Below are 21,913 nucleotides of genomic sequence, written 5' to 3' on the forward strand. Positions count from 1 at the left end.
CGACAGCGGTGTGGGCCGGGACGGCTCCCGGCCAGGCCCCGCGGGCCTGTCGGGGGCCGGTCCCCGTGCGCCGGAAGCGCGCCCGTCCCCTTGGCCGTATCCGTACCCGGATGGAACGGCTCTCCGTCCGGGTACGGCGGGGACGACTTCCGGCCCGGGCTACGGCCGGCCGTCGAGCCAGCTCAGCTTGTGCCCGTACAGCACCCGCTGGCAGTAGTCCGTGCCGACCGGGTCGGCGGCGTCCCGGTTCGCCGTGCAGTCGGTGGCCGACCCCGGGCGGTGCTCGGACAGGGACCACAGCCGGCCCGTGCCGCGCTCGAAGTAGAGGTCCTCGGCGCCCCGGGCGGTCTTGACGGCCTGGCCCTTCGTGACCAGTTGGCCGTTGCTCCAGTTGAAGCGCCAGAGGTTGCCAGGCTCGTCCGTGCCCTTCGACTCGTTCACGTACAGCGTGCCGTTGTAGGCCGTCGCGCCCTGGGCGCCGCCGTTGGTCAGCGGCAGGTAGTTGGCCCAGCCCTGGGCGGTCGCGTCGGCGGAGCGGCTCTCCAGGTCCGCGACGGAGTAGGAGGCGATGCGGCCGGTGGACGGGTAGCCGCTCTGCGGACGGCAGTACTCACCCATGATCAGGCGGTCCGGGGTGGTGCTGCGGTCGAGCGAGATGTAGGAGGCCTTCGGGGCGCCGGTGTCGACACAGGCGTAGGAACCCGCGGGATTGCCCTGCGCGGCCTTGAACTTCCAGGCGGCGACCTGCGGCATCACATAGCGGTAGCCGAAGCTGTACCAGACGTTGTCGTGCCGGCCGACCTTCGTCTTGTCCTCGGTGTTGGCAGTGGTCTGCACCCCGTCGGTGTCGCTGCCCATCGCGTCGTGCGTGGTGGGGTCGCCGTCCGGGTCCAGGTCCATGATGTAGCGCATGTCGAAGACGCGCAGGCCGTTGCGGGTGTCGGCGACGTAGAGGTAGTTGCCGTACCAGACGATGCCGCCGGCGTGGACGCCCTTCTGGATCGGGTACTCGGAGGCGTGCAGCCCGTCGAAGGAGACGTGGTCGGCCGAGTTGATGTAGGTCCAGCCCAGCAGGACGTGCCGGTACTTGACCTCGGGGCTGCCCGTGGCCGGGTTCGTGCGGCTCTGCACGAAGGTGATACGGACGCCCTTCTGGTTGCAGGCGTCGTTGGCCGCCAGCTCGGCCGCGGTGCAGTCGCCGGTCGCCGGGTCCGGGTCGGTCTCGCGGCCCGGGTCCCAGCCGTCGTACGAGGCGAACAGCTGGATGTTCCCGGCCGTGCCCCACAGCTCGTCGTCCTGGGCGTCGGAGACGCCCGAGAAACCCTGGGGGACCCACTCCTGCGAGGTGGAGTCGTCGTTCTGCAGGCAGTACTTGATGTCCGGATCCGTGGCGGTGCCGAACGGGTCGCGGGAGCACCACGGCGTCACGGTGCGGTTCGCCCCGGCCAGGAGGTTCTGCACACCCGACTTGGGGAGCACCGCGTCGAGGCGGGCGACCCGGGTGGCGGTCTCGGCGTTCAGCGCGCCGGGCGACATCGTGAAGTCACCGGGCGAGGCCGCGCCACCGGGCGAGCTCCAGGCGGTGGCCGCGAACGAGGAGGGGGCGGTTTCGGCCGCGAGGGGCTCCTGGACCGTGAAGTCCTGCGGAACGTCCTCGGCCTGGGCCGGAGCCGTGAGGCCCGTGAACGCGAGCGAGGCCGCGGCGGCTGCGGTGAGCCAGGCGCGGCGTATGCGCCTTGAGGGCATACGGGGTTGCCTCCGTTGGTCATGTGTCGGACAAGTCGAACGGAGGGTTCCAGAGCGCCGAAGCGAAACGCAAACTTGATCGATATACCGTCAATGGGGTGGAGTTATGGCGCACTTGAAGGCGAAATGCCCGTATCGCACGACCGAGGTCGACGCGGGGGACGGCCGGGGGACGGTCGGGGGACGCCCGCTCGGTACAAGACCTGCCGCCGATCCGCACAAGATCCACACGGCAGGCCGTCGCGCCCTCCTATCATCGGCGGATGCGCACTCACCGTATTGACCGTCCGGCAGATCTCGACGTCGTCCGCGAGTCGTACGACCGGGTGGCCGACAGCTACGCCGACATGGTGGTGACGACGGGAATCGGCGACATCCGTCGCCACCCGTGGCTCAAGGCGTCGATCGACGCCTTCGCCGACAGCGTGGGCGGGCTCGGGCCCGTCCTCGACGTCGGCTGCGGCCCCGGAACGGTGACCGCGTACCTCGCCGAGCGCGGACTCGACGTGTCCGGGGTCGACCTCTCCCCCCGCATGATCGAGAACGCGCGCCGGCTCCACCCGGAGTGCCGCTTCGACGTCGCCTCCGCCACGGAACTCGACCTGGCCGAAGCGTCCCTGGGCGGCGTGCTCGGCTGGTGGTCGCTCTTCAACCTCCCCCGCGAGATCCTGCCGCAGGTGCTCGGCATGTTCGCACGCGCCCTGAAGCCGGGCGGACACCTCATCGCCGCGACGCACGTCGGCGACGAGGACCTGGAGCGCACCGAGGCGTACGGAGTCGCCTCCGTCAGCTGGACGACCCACCAGTGGCGTCCGGAGCAACTCGTGGACCTGATCGAGAAGGCGGGCCTGCACCCGGTCGCCGAACTCCGGCTCCCCGCGGACGAACACGTCGGCCCGGGCGTGGTCGTCATGGCCAAGCGCCTCGGCTGAGATCCGGACGGCCCTCCGCGTGTCCGGCGTACGGCTGCTCGTCGGGGGGTGGGGGCCGGGGGTCGGGGTCCGGGGGCCGGGGATGCGGGCGGTCGGCGGTTGACCCATGGCCGGACGATCACATGACGAGGCGTCAAATCAATACTGGAGTAAGTTATTTATTTGCTCTATGTTGCTCGCGTGTTGCGACATCGCGCCCAGCCTCTGGTCAGTGCACCCGCCGAGACCGCGGTCCTCGCCCTGCTCCTCGCGGAGGGCCCCCTCAGCCGAGTGGAACTGGCGCGGAGGACCGGACTCTCCTCGACCGCCGTCACCAAGGCGGCCAGGCCCCTCATCGACGACGGCTATCTGTACGAACTCCCGCCGGAGCGCACCGCACCCGGCGCCGGCCGGCCGGTCAACCCGCTCGCGGTCGCCCCCGACCGGGAGTACTTCATCGGCCTGAAGATCAGCTCCGACCAGGTCTTCGGCGCCGTGTGCGATCTGCGGGCCGGGATCCGGGCCACGGCCGTCCGCCCGCTCGACGACTGCACCCCCGAGGCCGCCGCCGCCCTCACCGCCGGGCTCGTCGGCGAACTCCTCGACGCCGAACCCGCGTTCCGGTCCCGTACGCGCCACATCGGCGTCGCGGTGAACGGGGACGTGGACCGGGACGGCGGCCGGCTCCGCCACTCCGGCCTCCTCGGCTGGCGCGACGTCCCGCTCGCCGAACTCCTCACCGCCGCCACCGGCCTGGCCGTCACCGTCGAGAACGACGTCAGGGCCCTGACCGTCGCGGAGCACTGGTTCGGCGAGGGCATCGGCACCGAATACTTCGCCCTCGTCACCATCGGCGCGGGCATCGGCTCCGCCCTCGTCGTCAACGGGCAGCTCCTCAGGGGCGCTCACGGGGTCGCGGGCGAGGTCGGACACCTCTGCGTCGACCCGAGCGGCCCGCGTTGCCGCTGCGGCGCGCGCGGCTGCGTCGAGGCGATCGCCTCGACCGACGCGATCCTCGCGGAAGTCCGGCAGGCCACCGGGAACCCGCACCTCACGTTCGGCGAGGTCGCCGACCTGGCCCGGGGCGACCATCCGGCGGCCCGCGAGGCCTTCGCCCGCGCCGGACACGCCATCGGGGTCGGCATCTCCGCGCTCGTCAACCTCGTCGGCCCGGAGCGGGTCGTCGTCAGCGGCGAAGGTGTCGACGCCTACGACCTGTTGAGCCGCCACATCCAGGACGCGTACGCCGCACACGCCTTCGGGGCGGCTTCCCGCTGCCCGCTGTCGCTGCGGCCGCTCCCCTGGGAGGACTGGGCCCGCGGCGGTGCCGCCGTGGCCATCCAGGCCCTCTTCCCGCAGTACGCGGTCACCACCACGACCGGCGCCGGCTGAACATCCCGCAGCCCTCGCGTACGACACCCCTCTCCTCACCAGGCAGACGGGGCCGACCCGCACACCGCACCGACCTCCCGCACCACGCACCCTCCCGCACCACGCACAAGGCAGGTACGTCCCCACCCGTAAGGAGCCCCCGTGACACCCCGCTTCACCCTGCTCCGACGCGCGACCGCAGTCCTCGCCACCTCGTCCGCACTCCTCCTCGGCACCCTCACCCCGAACGCCGCCGTCGCGGACACGGGGACGGCGCCGCCCCCGGCCCTCACCGGCGCGCAGCTCGCCGCCTCGTGGACCGCCCCGCTGTCGACCCGGGACCGGTACGTCGTCGACGCCGACGGCGACCGGTTCAAGCTCAAGTCCGGGAACTGGGCGGGTGCGCAGGGCACCTGGCAGGGCAGCGGCGACGTCGGCGACGTCGCCAACCACCAGGCCCGGCAGATGTCGCACAACATTCCGCTCGGCCTCGACAGGAAGCCGATCGCCGGCATCCTGGCCGACTTCCACGCCCTGGGCCTCAACAGCATCCGGCTGCCCTTCGCCAACGCGCTGGTCCACGACACGAGCGTCGTACCGGACTCGGCCGTCGCCGCCAACCCGCAGCTCAAGGGCAAGACCCCGCTGCAGGTGCTCGACGCCGTCGTCGCGGCCCTGACCACGGACGGCTTCGCCGTCATCCTCAACAACCACACCACCAGCTACCGCTTCTGCTGCGGCCTGGACGGCAACGAGCGCTGGAACAGCGGCCAGTCGAGCAAGGAGTGGATCGACGACTGGGTCTTCCTCGCCAAGCGCTACCAGGCCGACAAGCGGGTCGTCGGAGCCGACCTGCGCAACGAGGTCCGCCGCGACACCTGGGACGACCCCAACTGGGGCTGGGGCGACGAACACGACCTCAACAAGGCCATGGAAGAGGCCGGCAACAAGATCCTCCAGGCCAACCCCGACATGCTCGTCATCATGGAGGGCATCAACTGGCAGGGCATACCCACCGATCTGACCCCCCACGGCCGCCCGATGCTCACCCCGGTCGCCACCCTGTCCAACACCCTGATCCGCTCCGACAAGCTCGTCTACGCGGCCCACTTCTACGGCTACACGGGCCCGAACCACACCGGCGCCACCGGCACCGGCGAGACGCACGACCTCCGCTACGAGGAGCTCACCCCCGCACAGCTCGCCCAGGCCGTCGACGACGAGGCCCTGTTCGTCACCCGGTCCGGGCAGCACTTCACCGCACCCGTGTGGATCAGCGAGTTCGGCGCCGCGGGCCGCGGGGACGTCGACGCCAGGGAACGCGCCTGGTTCACCAACTTCACCGACATCCTGGTGCGGAACGACGCCGACTTCGCCATCTGGCCGCTGGTCGGCTGGACCGACGCGAACGGCACGCCGCAGGACAACTGGGCCATGGTCAACTACAGCGCCGACGGCACCCGGCTCGGCGTCATGGACGCCGGCGACTGGCGCGCCACCGACTGGAACAAGCTCGTCAACGCCCCCGGCAAGACCGGCAGGGTGGCCGACGCCCCGCGCTGGAACATGCTCGACCTGGACCACGCCGACTACGACGTCTCCGCCACCATGCTCGCCAAGCCGGACTGGTCCCCGGGCAACCGCAAGGGCAACTGCCCGGACAGCCAGCGCGTGACCGGTCTCGCCCGCAGCAGCGGCCGCGGTCTGTGCACCGACGCCGGGCAGCCGGCCAAGGCGAGCGGAGCCTGGACCGTCGTCACCGACGAGCGGTACGTGACCGGAGGCGACTGGGCGAGCGGCTACAGCAAGCTCCAGTGCCCCGACCGCACCTTCGCCGTCGGCTACAGCGTGCGGGGCGCCGCCATGGCGGCCCTCCTGTGCGCCCCCGCGGCCACCGCCCTGCCCACCGGCGGACGCGTGCTCTGGTTCGACCACGGCGACAACCGGCCCGCGACCGGCGGCTCGACCGCCAGCGACTGGGCGCCGGGCTACTACAAGGGCCAGTGCCGCGACGACGAGTACCTCGCCGGCGTCGCCTACACCTGGAAGTGGAACCACGGCGGCGTCCCCGACGCCCTGCTGTGCCGCCCGCTCTCCTGATCCGCCCGCTCGACCGACTCCGGCCCGCCGACGCACCTCGGCGGGCCGGAGTCTTCGTCTGTACGGCGCGGCCTCAGGCCTCAGACGTCAGGCCTCAGGCCTCAGGCGGACGGCTCGGCCGTCGCGGCGAGCGCCGCCGGCAGTTCGGCCGCGGTGGCGCGGAGCCGGCGCACGAGGTCCTCGGGGGTGTGTCCGGCCGGCTGTGCCACCCAGGCGTCCAGGGCCCGGTGGAACAGGACGACGAGGAGGTCGAGCGCCAGACGGGCGTGCAGCTGCCCGCCGGAGCGGGGGAGGGCGAAGCGCCGCTCGACCACGGCGAGCGCGGAACGCGTGGTGCGGTCGCAGAACGCGAGGCCGTGCGCGTCCGTGGAGGGCGTCCGGGCGGCGAGGTGGCGGCTGGCCAGGACGCGCCCGGCCCAACCGTCGGCCGGCATCCGGCCGACCGCCTCGGCGAGGGCGTCCTCGAACAGCGCGAGGAGCTGCCGCCCGTCGGCCGGGCAGGTCTCCAGGACGTCGAGGAAGGCCGCCCACAGGTCCTGCGTGGGGGCCATGGCGACGTCCTCCTTGCTGTCGAAGTAGCGGAAGAAGGTCCGCTTCGACACCTCGGCCGCGTCGCAGAGCCCGTCCAGCGTCACCCCGTCGAAGCCGTGGGTGCCGAACAGGTCGAGCGCGGTGTCGATCAGCGTCTGCCGGGTGCGCAGCTTCTTGCGCTCGCGCAGCGGGAGCGGGGAGGAGTTTTCGGCCGTCATCACCACCACTGTATCGGAGCGGCAAACGCTACCTATAGGCTTATGCCACTCAGTGGCAGATTCTTGGAGGTCTTGTATGCGCGCGCTTCTCGTCGACCCCTCCGCCCCCGGCGGCCTCCGGCTCGGCGCCGTCCCCGACCCCGAGCCCGCACCCCACCAGGCCCTGGTCCGGGTGACCGCGACCTCGCTCAACCACGGTGAGATCGCCTTCGGCCTCGGCGCCGCCCCGGCCGGCTCGGTCCTCGGCTGGGACGCCGCCGGGATCGTCGAACGGGCCGCCGCGGACGGCTCGGGACCCGCCGCCGGCACCCCCGTGGTGACCCTGATGCCCGACGGCGCCTGGGCCGAACTCCGCGCGGTCGACACCGCCCTGATCGGCGCCGCCCCCACCGGGGCCGACCCCGCCTCCCTCGCGACCGTCCCCGTCGCCGGCGCGAGCGCCCTGCGCGCCCTGCACCGCCTCGGCCCGCTCCTGGGGCGCGACGTCCTGATCACCGGGGCCACCGGCGGCGTCGGGCGGTACGCCGTCCAGCTCGCCCGCGCCGCGGGCGCCCGTGTCGTGGCGTCCACGAGTTCCCCGGCCGCCAACGGCGAACTCCTGTGCGACCTCGGGGCACACGAGGTGGTCGGAGCGCCGAAGGAGGTCTCCCGGCCGGTGGACGGGGTGATCGACCTGGTCGGCGGCCCGCTCCTCGTGGACGCGTACGACACACTCGGCGAGGGCGGCACGCTCGTCGCCCTCGGGCACTCCGCCGGCACGGGCGAGGACTTCCCGTTCGGGGCGCTGTTCGGCGACCAGGGACGGCACGACCGGTCCGTCGTGACCTTCTTCCTGCTCAACTGCACCGGCCTCGACCGCGATCTGAGCTGGCTCGCCCACCGCGTCGCCGACGGGACCCTGGACCCGGGCATCACCTGGCGGGGCGGCTGGGACGACGCGGCGGACGCGGTCGCCGCCCTGCGCGCCGGCGGCCTGCACGGGAAGGCGGTCCTCACCTTCGACGGGCTCGGCTGATCGGGGATCCCGCCGATGCCGGCCGGGTGTTGAATCGGGCCATGCGCATTCTGATCATCACCGCCGGCTCCCGGGGAGATGTCGCGCCCTTCACCGGCCTGGGGCGCCGCCTCCTCGACGCGGGCCATCAGGTCGCCGTGGCCGCCCACCCGTCCTTCGCCGCACTCGTCGGCGGATGCGGACTCGAACACCGGCCCATGCCGGGAGACCCCCAGGAGCTCCTCCGGGGCTGGTCGCGGGCGGCCTCGCGGGAGGAGGCGCAGGCGCTGACGAGGGCGTACGCGGACGGGCTCGCCGACGGGGTGGCGGATGCCGTGGAAGGCGGGGCCGACCTGCTGCTCACGGCCCACGGCCCGGCCCCGCTGAGCCGGACGGCCGGCGAGGCGTTCGGCATCCCCGTCATCGGCACCTACCTCGTACCGTCCTTCGCGACCCGGGAGTTCCCGCTGCCCCACGCGCGGAGCACCGAAGACCAGGGCCCGGAGGGCAACCTCGCCGCGGGCCGGGACGTCATGAGGCGCGCCGAAGGGGTCTTCGCCGGCGGAGTGACCCGGCTGCGCGACCGCCTCGGGCTGCCCGACGGCACGCCCTCGGCGGCGGCCGACATCCGGCCGGCCTTCCACGGCTACAGCCCGCTGGTGGTGCCGCGCCCCGGGGACTGGCCCTCCGGGGTCGACGTGACGGGCTACTGGTGGCCCGCGCGGCCGGACGCCTGGCAACCCCCGGCCGAACTGGTCGACTTCCTCCAGGCCGGCCCGCCCCCGGTGTTCCTCGGGTTCGGCAGCATGGCGCCGGGGGAGGGCGAACGGCTCGGCGAGCTGGTGGCCGCGGCGGTGAAGCGGGCGGGCGTGCGCGCGGTGGTGCAGGCGGGATGGGCAGAACTGAGCGGTTACGGCTCCGACCTCCTGGCCGTCGGCGACGTTCCGCACGACTGGCTGTTCCCGCGCACCGCCGCCGTCGTCCACCATGCCGGGGCGGGCACCACCGGGGCCGGACTGCGGGCCGGTGTGCCCGCAGTGCCCGTCCCCGTCATGTACGACCAGCCGTTCTGGGCGTCCCGGCTGCACGCGCTGGGAGTCGCCCCGCGGCCCGTGCCGTTCCAGGACCTCACCGCCGAAGCCCTCGGCGACGCGATCACGGCCTGCCTGTCCGAGCCGTCCCTCCGCCGCCGCGCGGCCGAACTCGCCCGCGGGATCGCGGCGGAGGACGGCGCGGCGCCGGTGCTCGCCCACATCGACACCGTACGCGCCGGGTGACGGACGGGAAGGCTTCCCGTAGGGGGCGGGGACCCCGCCCCCCCACGGTCGCGGCCCGTCAGGCCGTGACCAGACCCAGATCGGCCGCCAGACGGGCCCGGTGCCAGGCCGGCGGGCCGAAGAGCTGGGCCGAGCCGTGCGCCCGCTTGAAGTAGCGGTGGGCGTCGTGCTCCCAGGTGATGCCGATGCCGCCGTGCAGCTGGATCATCTCGCCCGCCACCGCCGAGAACGCCTCCGAGCAGGCGGACTTGGCGGCGGCCGCCAGCCGCGTCAGCTCCGGGTCGTCCGCGGCGGCGGCGAAGGAGGCGCCGAGCGCGGCCGAACGCGCCGACTCCACCAGGACGTACGCGTCCGCGAGGCGGTGCTTGACCGCCTGGAAGGAGCCGATGGCCCGGCCGAACTGGACCCGCTCCCGCGCATAGGCGAGGGTGACTTCGAGGCAGCGCGCGGCGGCGCCGACCTGTTCGGCGGCGAGCGCTGCGCACGCCAGGTCCAGTACGTGCGCGAGGACCCGGTCGCCCGCGCCCTCCGCCCCCAGGAGACGGCCCTCCGCCTCCGTGAGCACCACGCGCGCCTGCGCCCGGGTGGAGTCCATCGTCACCGTCGCCCCGCGCCCCACGCCCGCGCCGTCCACGGGCACCTCGAAGAGCGAGACGCCCGCTCCCGAACGGGCCGCCACGAGCAGCACCCCGGCCGTCGCGCCGTCGAGGACGTGCTCCTTGGTGCCGGTGATCCGCCACGTGCCGCCGGGCCCGGCGGTGGCCTCCGCCCGTACGGCCGAAGGGTCCCAGGAGCCGGCCTCGGCCCACGCCAGGGCCCCCACCACGGCGCCCGAGGCCAGGTCGGGAAGGAGCCGTGCGCACGCCTCCCCGTCGCCCGAGGCGAGCAGCGCCTGTGTCACGAGGACCGCGGAGCCGAGGTACGGGACGGGGCTCAGCTCCCGTCCCAGCTCCTCCAGCACCACATGGACTTCCCCGGCCCCGTACCCGGCGCCGCCGTACTCCTCGGGGACGGCGAGACCCGCGACGCCGATCTGCTCGGTCAGCGGCCGCCAGGCCGCCTCCCCCGGGTGCCGTCCGAGCACGGCCCGCACGGCGGACCGCAGTTCCTCCTGTTCCTCCGTCGGCCTCATGCCTCTGCTCCTCTCGACGTCGTACGGGTACGGGGCTGCTCGTCCGGCGTCGCCGGGTCCTCCGGGTCCTCCGCCGACAGGTCCCGGCCCCGGGTCTCGGCCGTGCGCCAGACGGCGAGCGCGGTCACGAGCCCGCAGACGACGGCGAGCACCACGAGGGGCGTGCTGCGGATGTCCTCGGAGCCGGAGAGCAGGCTCCCGGCGAACATCGGGGTGAATCCGCCGCCGATCAGCGCGGCCAGCTGGTAGCCGAGCGAGGCGCCGGTGTAGCGGACCCGGGTGCCGAACATCTCCGAGAGCAGCGGCCCGAGCGGCGCGTACATCGCGGACTGCACCACCTGGCCGATGACCATGCCGAGGATCAGCAGCGTGGTCGAACGCGCGTCGACCAGGGCGTAGACCGGGAAGGCGAGCAGGACGATGCCGGCCGCACCGCCCAGGACCACGGCTCGGCGGCCGACGCGGTCGGAGAGCGCGGAGAACAGCGGGATGGACACGAGGCCCGTGACCGAGGTGAAGAGCAGCCCGGTCATCACCTCGGAGGTGGCGTATCCGATGGCCGTGGCGTACGTGAGCATGAACGTGCTGATCAGCGCCGTCAGCGCGAACGGGCCGATGCCCACGGCACACGCGAGGACGAGGTTGCGGGGCCTGCGCAGCACCTGCGCCAGCGGAACGCCGGGAGCCCCACCGGCGCCGCTCTCCTGCGCCGCCTGCCGGAACAGCGGGCTCTCCGAGATGCTGACGCGCACGTACAGACCGATCCCGAGGAGCACCGCGCTGAACAGGAACGGGACCCGCCACCCCCAGGACAGGAAGGAGTCGCGGGGGAGCAGCGAGGCGAGGGTGACGGCGACCGTGGAGAGCAGGAAGCCGATGGGGGAGCCCATCTGCATCACGCCGCTCCACAGGCCCCGGCGCTTCGGATCGGCGTGCTCGACGACCATGAGCGTCGCGCCGGCCCACTCCCCGCCGATGGCGACGCCCTGGACGACGCGGAACAGCACCAGGAGCACGGGCGCCGCGACGCCGATCGTCCCGTACGTCGGGAGGACGCCGATCAGGAAACTCGCCACGCCCATGAGGGCCATGGTGAGGACGAGCATGGACTTGCGGCCGAGCCGGTCGCCGAAGTGGCCGAAGACGGCGCCGCCGAGCGGGCGCGCCACATAGCCGGCGGCGAGCGTCCCGAAGGCGGCGATCGTGCCGACCGTGGGATCGGACTCGGGGAAGAACAGCTCGCCGAAGACGAGCGCGGCCATCGTGCCGTAGAGCAGGAAGTCGTAGTACTCGATGACGGTGCCGAGCAGGCTCGACAGGGCCACCCTGCGCAGCAGGGCGGGGTCGGAGGATCTCTCGGGGGTGTGCGGGGACGGTGCGGGGGACACGCTGACTCCCGGGTGCGGTAGGGATGGTGGGGAGGGATGAGCGGTGCTGGGCCTGGGGGTACGTGTGGGGGTACGTGCCCGCTGCCCGGCCCGGGGCAGCGGGCACCGCTTGCGGAGCGAGGACGCGGGAACCGCTCAGGACGCGAGGACGCGGGCGCGGCAGGCCGCGGGGGTGCCCCAGGCGTCGCGGAGGGGCCGGGCCTTGCGGATCCACAGGGCGAGGTCCAGCTCCTCGGTGTAGCCGACGGCCCCGTGGAGCTGGAGGGCCGTGCGGGCGGCGGCGTACGCGGCCTCGCCCGCCGTGACCTTCGCCGCGGCGACCTCGGCGGAGCGGTGGTCCGCCCCTTCCGCGAGGGCCAGGGCGGCCGAGTGGAGCAGGGGCTGGGCGAACTCCAGGGCGATGAGCGTGTCGGCGAGGCGGTGCTTCACTGCCTGGAAGGAGCCGATGGCGACCCCGAACTGGGTGCGCTGCTTCACGTATTCCACGGTCCGGTCGAGGAGCGCGCGGCCGAGGCCGAGGGACTGGGCGGCGGTGGCGAGCGCGGCGACCTCGGCGGCGTGCGCGGCCGCGGCGGCCACCGCAGGGCCCTGCGCCAGGACCGTTCCGCCGAGCGGGCGGGCGAGCCGGCGCGCGGGATCGGCCGAGGGCTGGACGGGTCCTGCCGTCTCCGCCAGGCGTACGGTGTCGCCCTCGACGACGAGCACGGCGTCGGCGGCGTCCGGGTCCAGGGCGTAGGGGCTGCCGGCGGCCGGCAGGCACAGGGAGACGACCGCCTTGCCCGAGGCGATCTGCGGCAGCCAGGCGGCGGCCGCGGCGTCGTCGAGCCGGTCGAGGAACGCGGCCGCCGAGACCGTCTCGACCACCGGACCGGGCACGGCGTGGCGGCCCAATTCCGTGAAGGCGACGGCCAGTTCGACGGGCAGTGGGCCGAGCCCGTCGTGCCGCTCCGGCACGGCGAGGGCGAACACCCCCGCCTCCGCGAGCCGGGACCAGAGCGCGCGGCCGGGTGCCGTGTCACCCGCCGCCCAGGCCCGTACCGCCGTCGGGGTGTCGGCCGCCGTGAGCATGGAGTCGAGGGAGCGGGCGAACTCCCGCTGCTCGTCGTCGAGGAGGAACCGCATCACCGGCGTCCCTTCGGGAGGCCGAGCAGCCGCTCGGCGATGATGTCGCGCTGGATCTCGTTGGTGCCGGCGTAGATGGGCCCGGCGAGGGAGAAGGTGTGGCCCTCGGCCCAGCCTCCGTGCGCGGGCGCGTCCGCGGCCCCGTCGGACAGCTCGCCCAGCGGTCCGAGCAGATCGAGGGCGGTCTCGTGGAGCGCGATGTCCAGCTCGGACCAGAAGACCTTGTTGAGACTGGACTCGGCGCCGATCGAACCCCCGGCGGCGATGCGCGAGACGCCCGCGTAGGCGAACAGCCGGTAGGCGCGGGCCTTGACGACCGCGTCGGCGACCCGGTCGCGCAGGGCGGTGTCGGACGGGTCGGCGGTCTCCCGCCACAGCCCGGTGAGCCGCTCGGCGGCGGCCGTGAACCGGCCCGGGCTGCGCAGGGTGAGCCCCCGCTCGTTGCCCGCGGTGCTCATCGCGACCCGCCAGCCCTGCCCCGGCGCGCCGATCACGTCCTCGTCGGGCACGAACACGTCGTCGAGGAAGAGCTCCGCGAAGGCGGGCTTGCCGTCGAGCCGCCCGATGGGCCGTACGGTCACCCCGTCGGCGTCGAGCGGGAACATCAGGTACGTCAGGCCCTGGTGCGGCTTCGCGGCGTCGGGGTCGCTGCGGAACAGGCCGAAGGCGCGGTCGGCGAAGGCCGCCCGGGACGACCAGGTCTTCTGGCCGCGCAGGAGCCAGCCGCCGTCGGTCCGCACGGCCGTGGACCGCAGCGAGGCGAGGTCGGAGCCGGACTCGGGCTCGGACCAGGCCTGGGCCCAGATGACCTCGCCGCTCGCCATGGACGGCAGGACGCGGGCGCGCTGCTCGTCGGTGCCGTGCTCGAAGAGGGTGGGGGCGAGGAGGTTGATGCCGTTCTGGCTGACCCGGCCGGGGGCGCCGGCCGCGAAGTACTCCTCCTCGAAGATCAGCCACCGGAGGAGGGAGGCGCCCCGGCCGCCGTACTCCTCGGGCCAGGAGACCACCGACCAGCGGTCGGCGGACAGGGTCCCCTCCCACTCCCGGTGGGCGGCGAAGCCCTCCTCCGTCTCCAGGGAGGGCAGGGGGGTGTGGGGCACGTGGGCGGTGAGCCAGGCGCGGGCCTCGGCCCGGAAGGCGTCCTCCGCCGCGGTGAAGTCGAGGTCCATCAGGCTCCAGCCGCCTTCATCGAGCGTATGTCCATGCCGCCGAGCGCGTCGGGGGCGGTCTCGGCGTTGTGCGCGTGCGCGAGGTGGTGCAGGCCGAAGACCGAGTCCATGCCGGTGTGCAGGCCCTGGAGGTCCTCGGCCTGGTTGACGGCGCGCTTGGTCAGGGCCAGGCCCATGCGGGGCATCTCGGCGATGCGGTTCGCCAACTCCAAGGTCCTCTCCCTGAGTTCCCCGGTCGGCACGACCCGGTTGACCATGCCGACCTCGTAGGCGCGCCGGGCGTCCATGCGGTCGCCGGTGTAGAGGAACTCCTTGGCGATGCGCGGGGGCATCACCCACGGGTGGGCGAAGTACTCGACGCCGGGGATGCCCATGCGGACCACCGGGTCGGCGAAGAACGCGTCCTCGGAGGCCACGATGAGGTCGCACACCCAGGCGAGCATCAGGCCGCCCGCGACGCAGGCGCCCTGCACCGAGGCGATCACGGGCTTGGGCAGTTCGCGCCAGCGTCGGCACATGCCCAGGTAGACCTCGGACTCACGGGCGAAGCGGCTCTCCGCGCCCTGCTTGTCCGAGTGGTCCCACCAGAGCCCGGCCCGCCGGTCGAACGGCAGATGGGCGTCCCGCTCGGGGGTGCCGATGTCGTGGCCGGCGGAGAAGTGCCTCCCCGCTCCGGCGAGCACGACGACCTTCACCTCGTCGTCGTCGGCCGCGCGGTAGAAGGCGCGGTCGAGGGCGTAGGTCATCGCGGAGTTCTGGGCGTTGCGGTAATCGGGCCGGTCCATCGTGACCACGGCCACCGGGCCGAGGCGTTCGTAGCGGACCGGGCCCGTGGATGCGGTGCGGGCAGCGGACATCCGCCCTCCTTCCCTAACAAGTGTTTGGTAGGTTAACGTACGGCCATGAGCAACGTCGAGGAGTTCCGCAGAGAGGTCCGCGGCTGGCTGAGCGCCAACCTCACGGGCGAGTTCGCCGCCCTGCGCGGGCGCGGCGGCCCCGGACGGGAACACGAGGCGCACGCCGAACGCCTCGCCTGGGAGCGGCACATGGCCGCCGCCGGGTGGACCTGCGTCGGCTGGCCCAAGGAGTACGGCGGACGGGGCGCGAGCCTCGAACAGCAGGTCGCCTTCCACGAGGAGTACGCCCTCGCCGACGCCCCCGCCCGCGTCAGCCACATCGGCGAGCAGCTCCTGGGACCCACCCTCATCGCCTTCGGCACCCCCGAACAGCGGGAGCGCTTCCTCCCGAAGATCGTCAGCGTCGAGGAGCAGTGGTGCCAGGGCTACTCGGAGCCGGACGCCGGCTCGGACCTGGCCAACGTACGCACCCGCGCCGAGCGGGACGGCGACGACTGGGTGGTCACCGGGCAGAAGGTGTGGACCTCACTCGCGCACGAGGCCGACTGGTGCTTCGTCGTCGCCCGCACCGAACCCGGCTCCACCCGCCACCACGGCCTGTCCTATCTGCTCGTCCCCCTGGACCAGCCCGGCGTCGAGATCAGGCCGATCGTCCAGCTCACCGGGACCTCCGAGTTCAACGAGGTCTTCTTCGACGGGGCCCGTACCCACGCCTCCCACGTCGTCGGCGCCCCCGGCGACGGCTGGCGGATCGCCATGGCCACCCTCGGCTTCGAGCGGGGCGTGTCCACCCTCGGCCAGCAGGTCGGCTTCCGCCGCGAGCTGGAAGCCCTCGTCGAACTGGCCAAGCGCAACGGCGCCGCCGCCGACCCGCTGATCCGCGACCGCATCGCCCGCGCCTGGATCGGCCTGGAGACCATCCGGTTCAACGCCCTGCGCATGCTCGACGGCGTCGCCGCCGGAGCACCGGGACCCGAGGCCTCCATCGGGAAGATCTTCTGGGCCACCTGGCACCGCGAGCTCGGCGAACTCGCCATGGACGTCTGCGGAGCCGGGGGAATGCTGGCCGACGGCGAGCCGTACGACCTCACCGACTGGCAGCGGCTCTACCTCTTCTCCCGCTCCGACACCATCTACGCCGGCTCCAACGAGATCCAGCGGAACATCATCGCCGAGCGCGTCCTCGGCCTGCCCAAGGAGGTCCGCCCATGACCGGCACCCCACCCCCCTACGTGCCGGGCCACGGTCTGCTCGCCGGCCGCGACGCCGTCGTCACCGCCGCCGCGGGCGCCGGCATCGGCGGCGCCACCGCCCGACGCCTCCTGGAGGAAGGCGCACGCGTGGTCGTCTCCGACGCCCACGCCCGCCGGCTCAAGGAGTCCGAGGCCGAACTCGCCGCCGAGTTCGGCGCGGACCGCGTCGCCGCCCTGCCCTGCGACGTCACCGACGAGACCCAGGTCGCCGCCCTGTTCGACCTCGCCGTCGAGCGCCACGGACGCCTCGACATCGTCGTCAACAACGCCGGCCTCGGCGGCACCGCCGACCTCGTCGACATGGCCGACGAACAGTGGGACAAGGTCCTCGACGTCACCCTCAACGGCACCTTCCGCTGCACCCGCGCCGCACTGCGCCGCATGAAGGAAGCGGGCGCCGGGGGAGTCGTCGTCAACAACGCCTCCGTGATCGGCTGGCGCGCCCAGAAGGGACAGGCCCACTACGCCGCCGCCAAGGCCGGCGTCATGGCCCTCACCCGCTGCGCCGCCCTGGAGGCCGCCGAGTACGGGGTACGGGTCAACGCCGTCTCCCCGAGCCTGGCCATGCACCCGCACCTGGTGAAGGTGACCACCCCCGAACTCCTCGAAGAACTGACCTCCCGCGAGGCCTTCGGCCGCTACGCGGAGCCGTGGGAGGTGGCCAACGTCATCGTCTTCCTGGCCAGCGGCTACTCCTCGTACCTGACGGGCGAGGTCCTCTCCGTCAGCAGTCAGCACCCGTGAGACCGGCGCCCGAGCGGCGCCGCGAGATCCTGGACACGGCGGCCGAGGTCTTCGCCGCGCAGGGGTACGACGCCACCACCGTCCGCCGCATCGCCGACGCGGCCGGCCTGCTCGCCGGCAGCCTCTACTACCACTTCGACTCCAAGGAGTCGATGCTCGACGAGATCCTCGCGTCCTTCCTGCGCGAGCTGTGGGGCAGATACGACGCCGTGCTCGCCGCCGGCCTCGACCCCCGGCAGACCATCGAGGCCCTCGTCACCGAGTCCTTCCGCGAGATCGACCGGCACCGCGCCGCCGTCGCCATCTTCCAGAAGGAGTCCCGGCACCTCCAGGAACTGCCGCGCTTCGGCTACCTGGCCGACGCGCAGCACCGATTCGAGGAGGCCTGGCTCGGGACCCTGGAGCGCGGCGTCGCCGCCGGGGTCTTCCGCGCCGACCTCGACGTCCGCCTCACCTACCGCTTCGTGCGCGACACCGTCTGGGTCGCCGCGTCCTGGTACCGGCCGGGCGGACAGCACAGCCCGGAGGAGATCGCCCGCCAGTACCTGTCCATGGTCCTGGAGGGCATCGCCTTCATCACCCGTACATGACATGACATCGTGGACAGAGAAGAAGGAGCCGTCATGGCCGAGGCATACATCGTCGAAGCGGTACGCACCCCGGTCGGCCGGCGGAACGGCGGCCTTTCCGCCGTCCACCCGGCCGACCTCGGAGCCCATGTTCTCAAGGCGCTCATGGAGCGCTCGGGCGCCGACCCGGCCGCCGTCGAGGACGTCGTCTTCGGCTGCCTGGACACCGTCGGCCCGCAGGCCGGCGACATAGCCCGCACCGCCTGGCTGGCCGCCGGACTGCCCGAGGAGGTGCCCGGCACGACCGTGGACCGGCAGTGCGGCTCCTCCCAGCAGGCCCTGCACTTTGCCGCACAGGGCGTCCTGTCCGGCACCCAGGACCTGGTGGTCGCCGGCGGCGTGCAGAACATGTCGATGATCCCCATCGCCTTCGCCAGCCGCCAGGCCGCCGACCCGCTCGGCCTCACCGAGGGCCCGTACATCGGCTCCGAGGGCTGGCGCGCCCGCTACGGCGACCAGCCGGTCAACCAGTTCCACGGCGCCGAGCTCATCGCCGCCAAGTGGGACATCTCCCGCCGGGACATGGAGGAGTTCGCCCTGCGCTCGCACCAGCGGGCCGCCCGCGCCATCGACGAGGGCCGCTTCGACCGCGAGATCGTCCCGTACGGGGACGTCACCACCGACGAGGGCCCGCGCCGCGACACCACCCTGGAGAAGATGGCCGGCCTGAAGCCGCTGGTCGAGGGCGGCCGGCTGACCGCCGCGGTCTCCTCGCAGGTCTCCGACGGCGCCTCGGCGATGCTGATCGCCTCGGAGCGCGCCGTACGCGAACACGGACTGACGCCGCGCGCCCGGGTCCACCACCTGTCCGTCCGGGGCGAGGACCCGATCCGCATGCTGTCCGCCCCGATCCCGGCGACGGCGTACGCGCTGAAGAAGGCCGGGATGACGCTCGACGACATCGACCTGGTGGAGATCAACGAGGCCTTCGCCTCGGTCGTCCTCGCCTGGCTGAAGGAGACCGGCGCCGACCCGGAGAAGGTCAACGTCAACGGCGGCGCCATCGCCCTCGGCCACCCCCTCGGCGCGACCGGCACCAAGCTGACCACCACCCTGCTCCACGAACTGGAGCGCACCGGGGGCCGGTACGGCCTCCAGACCATGTGTGAGGGCGGCGGTCAGGCGAACGTGACGATCATCGAGCGTCTGTGACGTTCCCGAACTCGGAGCCGAAGAGCTTCTGCCACACCGCGTGATCGGTGCGGGGACCGCCGGGGGTCTCCGCACCGTACTCGGCGATCTCGGCGTCGATGTCCAGCGGGAGGGTGGGCGAGGTCATCGCCGACAGCTCCTTGGCCACCGCGTGGTCGGGGACCAGCCAGCACACCTCGAACTCGATGCCGTCCGGGTCGCGGCCGTACAGGGCCTTGGTGGAGGCGTGGTTGCTCGCCCCGGTCAGGGCCCCGGCCTCGGCGAGCCGGGTCCGCATCCGGCGCAGCTCCGCCAGCGTGTCCACCTCCCAGGCCAGGTGGTACAGGCCGACCCGCCCGGTGCGCTGCCCGGAGCCCGGGCCGGGGGACTGGAACAGGCCGAGGTCGTGGTCGTTGGCGGAGCCCGCCGCCTGGAGGAAGGCCGCCCCGGGGAACGCCTGCGGCAGCGGCCGGAATTCGAGGACGTCGCGGTAGAAGGCGAGGCTGCGCTCCAGGTCGGAGACGAAGAGGACGGCGTGGTTCAGCCGCTGGATCGGCATGGCGGTTCCGTTCGGGGTAGGTGCGGGGCAGATCAGGGGGAACACGTGTCCGCCGGGGTGAAGGTACCCCGGCGGACACGTTCGTGCGGGTGACGGGTCAGTCCACGGCGGGCAGGGCGCGGAGCGCGGCCTGCGCCTCGGCCATCAGGCGGTCGACGAGCTCGGCGCAGGACGGCAGGTCGTCGATCAGGCCGGCGACCTGCCCGGAGGCCATCACGCCCAGATCGGTACGGCCCTCGACCATGGACGCCTTGAGCAGCATCGGGGTGTTGGCCGCCAGCAGGATCTGGCTCCACGTCAGGTCCTTGCCGTGCTTCATCGCCAGGCCGTCACGGACCATCTGCGGCCAGCTCATGCCGGACTCGCGACGGAAGGCCGACGCGTGCCGGACCGCGCGAAGGAGCGAGGAGGCCCGGCCCGAGCGTTCGAGGGCGTCGACCAGCTCCGTACGCAGCATCCGGTGCGGCAGTCCGTCCACCTTCGTGGTGACGGTGACGTCCGTGACCGCCGCGGCGAGGTAGCGGGCCTTCACCGCGTCGGGGACCGTGCTGTCGGAGGTGAGCAGGAAGCGCGTGCCCATGGCGATCCCGGCGGCGCCGTAGGCGAGGGCCGCGACCAGGCCGCGCCCGTCGTGGAAGCCGCCGGCCGCGACGACCGGGATGTCCACGGCGTCCACGACCTGCGGCAGCAGGACGGTGGTGGCGACGCTGCCGGTGTGGCCGCCGCCCTCCCCGCCCTGCACGATCACCGCGTCGGCGCCCCAGGCCGCGACCTTCTCGGCGTGCCGCCTGGCCCCGATGGAGGGGATCACGACGACGCCCGCGTCCTTGAGCCGCGCGATCAGCTCGCGGGACGGCGCGAGCGCGAAGGAGGCGACCTTCACGCCCTCGTCGATGATGATCCGCACGCGCTCGGCGGCGTCCCCGGCGTCCGCGCGCAGGTTCACGCCGAAGGGCGCATCCGTACGGGACTTGACCTCGCGCACCGCGGAGCGGAGCTGGTCGACGGTCATCGTCGCCGAGGCCAGGATCCCGAGCGCCCCGGCGTTGGCGGTGGCCGAGACCAGGCGGGGACCGGCCACCCACCCCATGCCGGTCTGCACGACCGGGTGGCGCACCCCGACGAGTTCGGTGAGCCGGGTGCCGATCGTGACGTCGCTCATGAGGGGACCTCCCGGTCGCGCAGCCCCTTCGGGTCGATCTCCTCGCGGATCAGCCGCAGTTCCTCGGCGGTGGGCTCACGGGTGTACGGCACCTCGTCGGGCACGGTCAGCGCGAAGCCGGTCGCCGCCAGGACCTCCTCGACCGTCACGCCGGGGTGCAGCGAACGCAGCCGCATGGTGCGGTCCGGGGTCTCGAAGTCGAAGACGCCGAGGTCGCTGATGACGTCCGGGAGGCGGTGGTAGCGGGTCGCGGAGGGGCCGGCCGCGGCCGCCCGGTCGTAGCCGACGCCGGAGACCATGTCGACCCGCTCGACGAAGACGCGCGTCGAGTGCTTGGGGACCCAGTAACTGGTCGGGTTGTTCAGGGTGTTGACCGGCGCGCCGCGCACGCCGAGGAGCTGGCGCTTCGGCCGCGCCCAGTCGCCGATGCAGCTGATGTTCTGGTTGCCGTACCGGTCGAGCTGGCTCGCGCCCATCATCACGTGCCGGCGCCCGGTGGCGACCATGGCCAGGTGCTGCCGGTACGGCAGCCAGCCCTCCACCACCCCCGGCGCGGCGCCGACCGCCGGCACGTCGGCGATGAGCAGCGCCTCCCCGTCGGTCAGCAGCAGGTCGGGGGAGAAGGTGAGCTTCGCGAGCCGGGCGCCGATCATCGGGACGGTGCCCATCGGGCTGGCCAGGACCTCGCCCGCGCTCCGCCAGGCCTCGGCGCAGGCGACGACGCAGTACTCGGCCCGCGTCGCGTTCGTCAGGGTGCCGCTCACGCTTCCTCCTTCTGGAACGCCGCGACCGCGGCCTGGTAGGCGTCCTCGTCCCCGGACAGGAACCGGGCGGTGAACTCCCGCCAGGCCTCCGGGTCCCGGGCCGCCTTGACGTAGGCGCGCTGGAAGGCCTCGTCCCGGTCGTAGTCCGGGGCGCAGGAGGTGAAGTGCGCGCCGTTCGGGGTCTCCACGACACCGTCGACGAACGCGCGCTTGAGCAGCAGCGACTGCGGTCCCGCGTCCTTGAGCAGCTCCGGGGTCTCCACGATCCGCTCGCAGGAGACGTACGCGGCGTCGGCGGCCTCGCAGAACAGGTCGTCGAAGTACGGGTCGGGGCCCAGGTACTGGCCGTTGCCGTGCACGTCGGCACGGTTGAGGTGGACGAGCGCGGCGTCCAGGTGCAGGGCGGGGACGGCGACGAGCTCCTCGCGGTCGTCGTACGGGGAGGTGACCGTCCGCAGCGAGGGGTTGACGGTCATCACGTCCGAGGCGAGCCCTGCCCGGATCGGCATGAAGGGCAGCCGGTGCACGGCGGCGGTCAGGCCCCACATCACCATGGCCTCGTCCAGCTCCACCAGCTCGAAGTCACCGCGCTGCCGGGCCGCGCCGAAGTGCGGCTCCAGGGGGACGGAGTCGAGCGTGGCGAAGGCCGCGACCAGCTTGCGTATCTTCCCGGCCGCGGCGAGCAGCCCGACGTCCGGGCCGCCGTACGAGACCACGGTCAGGTCGGTGAGGTCGGAGCGCAGCAGCGCCCGTACGAGGGCCATCGGCTTGCGCCGCGAGCCCCAGCCGCCGATGCCGATCGTCATCCCGCTGCGGAGCCGGCCCACGACCTCCTCGGCGGTCATCGTCTTGTCC

Annotated in this window: 20 protein-coding genes; 9 read left to right on the forward strand and 11 right to left on the reverse strand. The window is 73.1% G+C overall.

Annotated features, from left to right (window positions below; all coding sequences use genetic code 11):
* Window positions 1-159: 159 nt before the first annotated feature.
* Window positions 160-1,746 carry a hypothetical protein gene (locus SVTN_RS35730; RefSeq protein ID WP_041132799.1) on the reverse strand — a complete coding sequence of 529 codons (1,587 nt, stop codon included), beginning with the start codon at window positions 1,744-1,746 and terminating at the stop codon, window positions 160-162.
* Between the two features lie 263 nt (window positions 1,747-2,009).
* On the opposite strand from SVTN_RS35730, the gene SVTN_RS35735 reads away from it, so the two are divergent.
* The 3 genes from SVTN_RS35735 (at window position 2,010) to SVTN_RS35745 (ending at window position 6,128) form a co-directional block, all read left to right on the forward strand.
* A complete protein-coding gene (locus SVTN_RS35735) occupies window positions 2,010-2,678 on the forward strand; it encodes a class I SAM-dependent methyltransferase (RefSeq protein ID WP_041132800.1) in 669 nt (222 codons plus the stop codon).
* Window positions 2,679-2,858: 180 nt separating this feature from the next.
* The gene (locus SVTN_RS35740) at window positions 2,859-4,049 is read left to right on the forward strand and encodes an ROK family transcriptional regulator (protein ID WP_099055255.1); all 1,191 of its coding nucleotides are present in this window, start codon (window positions 2,859-2,861) and stop codon (window positions 4,047-4,049) included.
* A 141-nt stretch (window positions 4,050-4,190) separates the two neighbouring features.
* Entirely contained in the window at window positions 4,191-6,128 is a 1,938-nt protein-coding gene (locus SVTN_RS35745) for a glycoside hydrolase family 5 protein (protein WP_245727762.1), read from the forward strand.
* A gap of 101 nt (window positions 6,129-6,229) precedes the next feature.
* On the opposite strand, the gene SVTN_RS35750 is transcribed toward SVTN_RS35745, so the two are convergent.
* On the reverse strand, window positions 6,230-6,877 hold the full coding sequence (locus tag SVTN_RS35750) for a TetR/AcrR family transcriptional regulator (protein ID WP_041132801.1): 648 nt from the start codon (window positions 6,875-6,877) through the stop codon (window positions 6,230-6,232).
* 76 nt (window positions 6,878-6,953) lie between these two features.
* Here SVTN_RS35750 and SVTN_RS35755 point away from each other — a divergent pair, with 76 nt between their 5' ends.
* Complete coding sequence (locus SVTN_RS35755) at window positions 6,954-7,892, forward strand: zinc-binding dehydrogenase (protein WP_041132802.1); 939 nt, start codon at window positions 6,954-6,956, stop codon at window positions 7,890-7,892.
* Between the two features lie 41 nt (window positions 7,893-7,933).
* Window positions 7,934-9,148: a glycosyltransferase gene (locus SVTN_RS35760; protein WP_041132803.1), complete on the forward strand. Its 1,215-nt coding sequence runs from the start codon at window positions 7,934-7,936 to the stop codon at window positions 9,146-9,148.
* A 58-nt stretch (window positions 9,149-9,206) separates the two neighbouring features.
* Here SVTN_RS35760 and SVTN_RS35765 read toward each other — a convergent pair whose 3' ends face one another.
* The 5 genes from SVTN_RS35765 to SVTN_RS35785 form a co-directional block, all read right to left on the reverse strand.
* A complete protein-coding gene (locus SVTN_RS35765; RefSeq protein ID WP_041132804.1) occupies window positions 9,207-10,280 on the reverse strand; it encodes an acyl-CoA dehydrogenase family protein in 1,074 nt (357 codons plus the stop codon).
* Window positions 10,277-11,668 carry an MFS transporter gene (locus tag SVTN_RS35770; protein WP_041132805.1) on the reverse strand — a complete coding sequence of 464 codons (1,392 nt, stop codon included), beginning with the start codon at window positions 11,666-11,668 and terminating at the stop codon, window positions 10,277-10,279. Before SVTN_RS35770 ends, SVTN_RS35765 begins: the two co-directional genes overlap by 4 nt.
* A gap of 135 nt (window positions 11,669-11,803) precedes the next feature.
* A complete protein-coding gene (locus SVTN_RS35775; protein WP_041132806.1) occupies window positions 11,804-12,790 on the reverse strand; it encodes an acyl-CoA dehydrogenase family protein in 987 nt (328 codons plus the stop codon).
* Window positions 12,790-13,959 (reverse strand): acyl-CoA dehydrogenase family protein, encoded by a 1,170-nt coding sequence (locus SVTN_RS35780; protein WP_041132807.1) that lies wholly within the window; start codon window positions 13,957-13,959, stop codon window positions 12,790-12,792. Before SVTN_RS35780 ends, SVTN_RS35775 begins: the two co-directional genes overlap by 1 nt.
* The gene (locus SVTN_RS35785; RefSeq protein WP_041132808.1) at window positions 13,959-14,816 is read right to left on the reverse strand and encodes an enoyl-CoA hydratase; all 858 of its coding nucleotides are present in this window, start codon (window positions 14,814-14,816) and stop codon (window positions 13,959-13,961) included. Before SVTN_RS35785 ends, SVTN_RS35780 begins: the two co-directional genes overlap by 1 nt.
* A 45-nt stretch (window positions 14,817-14,861) precedes the next feature.
* On the opposite strand from SVTN_RS35785, the gene SVTN_RS35790 reads away from it, so the two are divergent.
* Genes SVTN_RS35790 through SVTN_RS35805 form a run of 4 tightly spaced genes read left to right on the forward strand, consistent with a single transcriptional unit; the run spans window position 14,862 to window position 18,594 of the window.
* Window positions 14,862-16,028 (forward strand): acyl-CoA dehydrogenase family protein, encoded by a 1,167-nt coding sequence (locus tag SVTN_RS35790; protein WP_041132809.1) that lies wholly within the window; start codon window positions 14,862-14,864, stop codon window positions 16,026-16,028.
* Window positions 16,025-16,813: an SDR family oxidoreductase gene (locus SVTN_RS35795; protein WP_041132810.1), complete on the forward strand. Its 789-nt coding sequence runs from the start codon at window positions 16,025-16,027 to the stop codon at window positions 16,811-16,813. Before SVTN_RS35790 ends, SVTN_RS35795 begins: the two co-directional genes overlap by 4 nt.
* Window positions 16,810-17,403 carry a TetR/AcrR family transcriptional regulator gene (locus SVTN_RS35800; protein ID WP_041132811.1) on the forward strand — a complete coding sequence of 198 codons (594 nt, stop codon included), beginning with the start codon at window positions 16,810-16,812 and terminating at the stop codon, window positions 17,401-17,403. The genes SVTN_RS35795 and SVTN_RS35800 overlap by 4 nt, the downstream gene beginning before the upstream one ends.
* A gap of 33 nt (window positions 17,404-17,436) precedes the next feature.
* Window positions 17,437-18,594 carry an acetyl-CoA C-acetyltransferase gene (locus SVTN_RS35805; RefSeq protein ID WP_041132812.1) on the forward strand — a complete coding sequence of 386 codons (1,158 nt, stop codon included), beginning with the start codon at window positions 17,437-17,439 and terminating at the stop codon, window positions 18,592-18,594.
* On the opposite strand, the gene SVTN_RS35810 is transcribed toward SVTN_RS35805, so the two are convergent.
* From SVTN_RS35810 to SVTN_RS35825, 4 genes are all read right to left on the reverse strand, one after another.
* On the reverse strand, window positions 18,578-19,132 hold the full coding sequence (locus tag SVTN_RS35810; protein ID WP_041132813.1) for a VOC family protein: 555 nt from the start codon (window positions 19,130-19,132) through the stop codon (window positions 18,578-18,580). The genes SVTN_RS35805 and SVTN_RS35810 overlap by 17 nt on opposite strands.
* Window positions 19,133-19,229: 97 nt before the next feature.
* A complete protein-coding gene (locus tag SVTN_RS35815) occupies window positions 19,230-20,294 on the reverse strand; it encodes an NAD(P)H-dependent flavin oxidoreductase (protein ID WP_041132814.1) in 1,065 nt (354 codons plus the stop codon).
* Window positions 20,291-21,058: a CoA-transferase subunit beta gene (locus SVTN_RS35820; protein ID WP_041132815.1), complete on the reverse strand. Its 768-nt coding sequence runs from the start codon at window positions 21,056-21,058 to the stop codon at window positions 20,291-20,293. The genes SVTN_RS35815 and SVTN_RS35820 overlap by 4 nt, the downstream gene beginning before the upstream one ends.
* A complete protein-coding gene (locus SVTN_RS35825) occupies window positions 21,055-21,903 on the reverse strand; it encodes a CoA transferase subunit A (protein ID WP_041134602.1) in 849 nt (282 codons plus the stop codon). Before SVTN_RS35825 ends, SVTN_RS35820 begins: the two co-directional genes overlap by 4 nt.
* Window positions 21,904-21,913: the final 10 nt, after the last annotated feature.

It is taken from the genome of Streptomyces vietnamensis, assembly GCF_000830005.1.
Lineage (GTDB): Bacteria > Actinomycetota > Actinomycetes > Streptomycetales > Streptomycetaceae > Streptomyces > Streptomyces vietnamensis.

What these genes read in the sequence shown, in the direction of transcription:
- SVTN_RS35795 (WP_041132810.1), top strand. Translation starts at nt 16,025, where the DNA reads ATGACCGGCACCCCACCCCCCTACGTGCCGGGCCACGGTCTGCTCGCC.
- SVTN_RS35785 (WP_041132808.1), bottom strand. Translation starts at nt 14,816, where the DNA reads ATGTCCGCTGCCCGCACCGCATCCACGGGCCCGGTCCGCTACGAACGC.
- SVTN_RS35825 (WP_041134602.1), bottom strand. Translation starts at nt 21,903, where the DNA reads ATGACCGCCGAGGAGGTCGTGGGCCGGCTCCGCAGCGGGATGACGATC.
- SVTN_RS35760 (WP_041132803.1), top strand. Translation starts at nt 7,934, where the DNA reads ATGCGCATTCTGATCATCACCGCCGGCTCCCGGGGAGATGTCGCGCCC.
- SVTN_RS35765 (WP_041132804.1), bottom strand. Translation starts at nt 10,280, where the DNA reads ATGAGGCCGACGGAGGAACAGGAGGAACTGCGGTCCGCCGTGCGGGCC.
- SVTN_RS35815 (WP_041132814.1), bottom strand. Translation starts at nt 20,294, where the DNA reads ATGAGCGACGTCACGATCGGCACCCGGCTCACCGAACTCGTCGGGGTG.
- SVTN_RS35790 (WP_041132809.1), top strand. Translation starts at nt 14,862, where the DNA reads ATGAGCAACGTCGAGGAGTTCCGCAGAGAGGTCCGCGGCTGGCTGAGC.
- SVTN_RS35810 (WP_041132813.1), bottom strand. Translation starts at nt 19,132, where the DNA reads ATGCCGATCCAGCGGCTGAACCACGCCGTCCTCTTCGTCTCCGACCTG.
- SVTN_RS35755 (WP_041132802.1), top strand. Translation starts at nt 6,954, where the DNA reads ATGCGCGCGCTTCTCGTCGACCCCTCCGCCCCCGGCGGCCTCCGGCTC.
- SVTN_RS35805 (WP_041132812.1), top strand. Translation starts at nt 17,437, where the DNA reads ATGGCCGAGGCATACATCGTCGAAGCGGTACGCACCCCGGTCGGCCGG.
- SVTN_RS35735 (WP_041132800.1), top strand. Translation starts at nt 2,010, where the DNA reads ATGCGCACTCACCGTATTGACCGTCCGGCAGATCTCGACGTCGTCCGC.
- SVTN_RS35750 (WP_041132801.1), bottom strand. Translation starts at nt 6,877, where the DNA reads ATGACGGCCGAAAACTCCTCCCCGCTCCCGCTGCGCGAGCGCAAGAAG.
- SVTN_RS35775 (WP_041132806.1), bottom strand. Translation starts at nt 12,790, where the DNA reads ATGCGGTTCCTCCTCGACGACGAGCAGCGGGAGTTCGCCCGCTCCCTC.
- SVTN_RS35780 (WP_041132807.1), bottom strand. Translation starts at nt 13,959, where the DNA reads ATGGACCTCGACTTCACCGCGGCGGAGGACGCCTTCCGGGCCGAGGCC.
- SVTN_RS35730 (WP_041132799.1), bottom strand. Translation starts at nt 1,746, where the DNA reads ATGCCCTCAAGGCGCATACGCCGCGCCTGGCTCACCGCAGCCGCCGCG.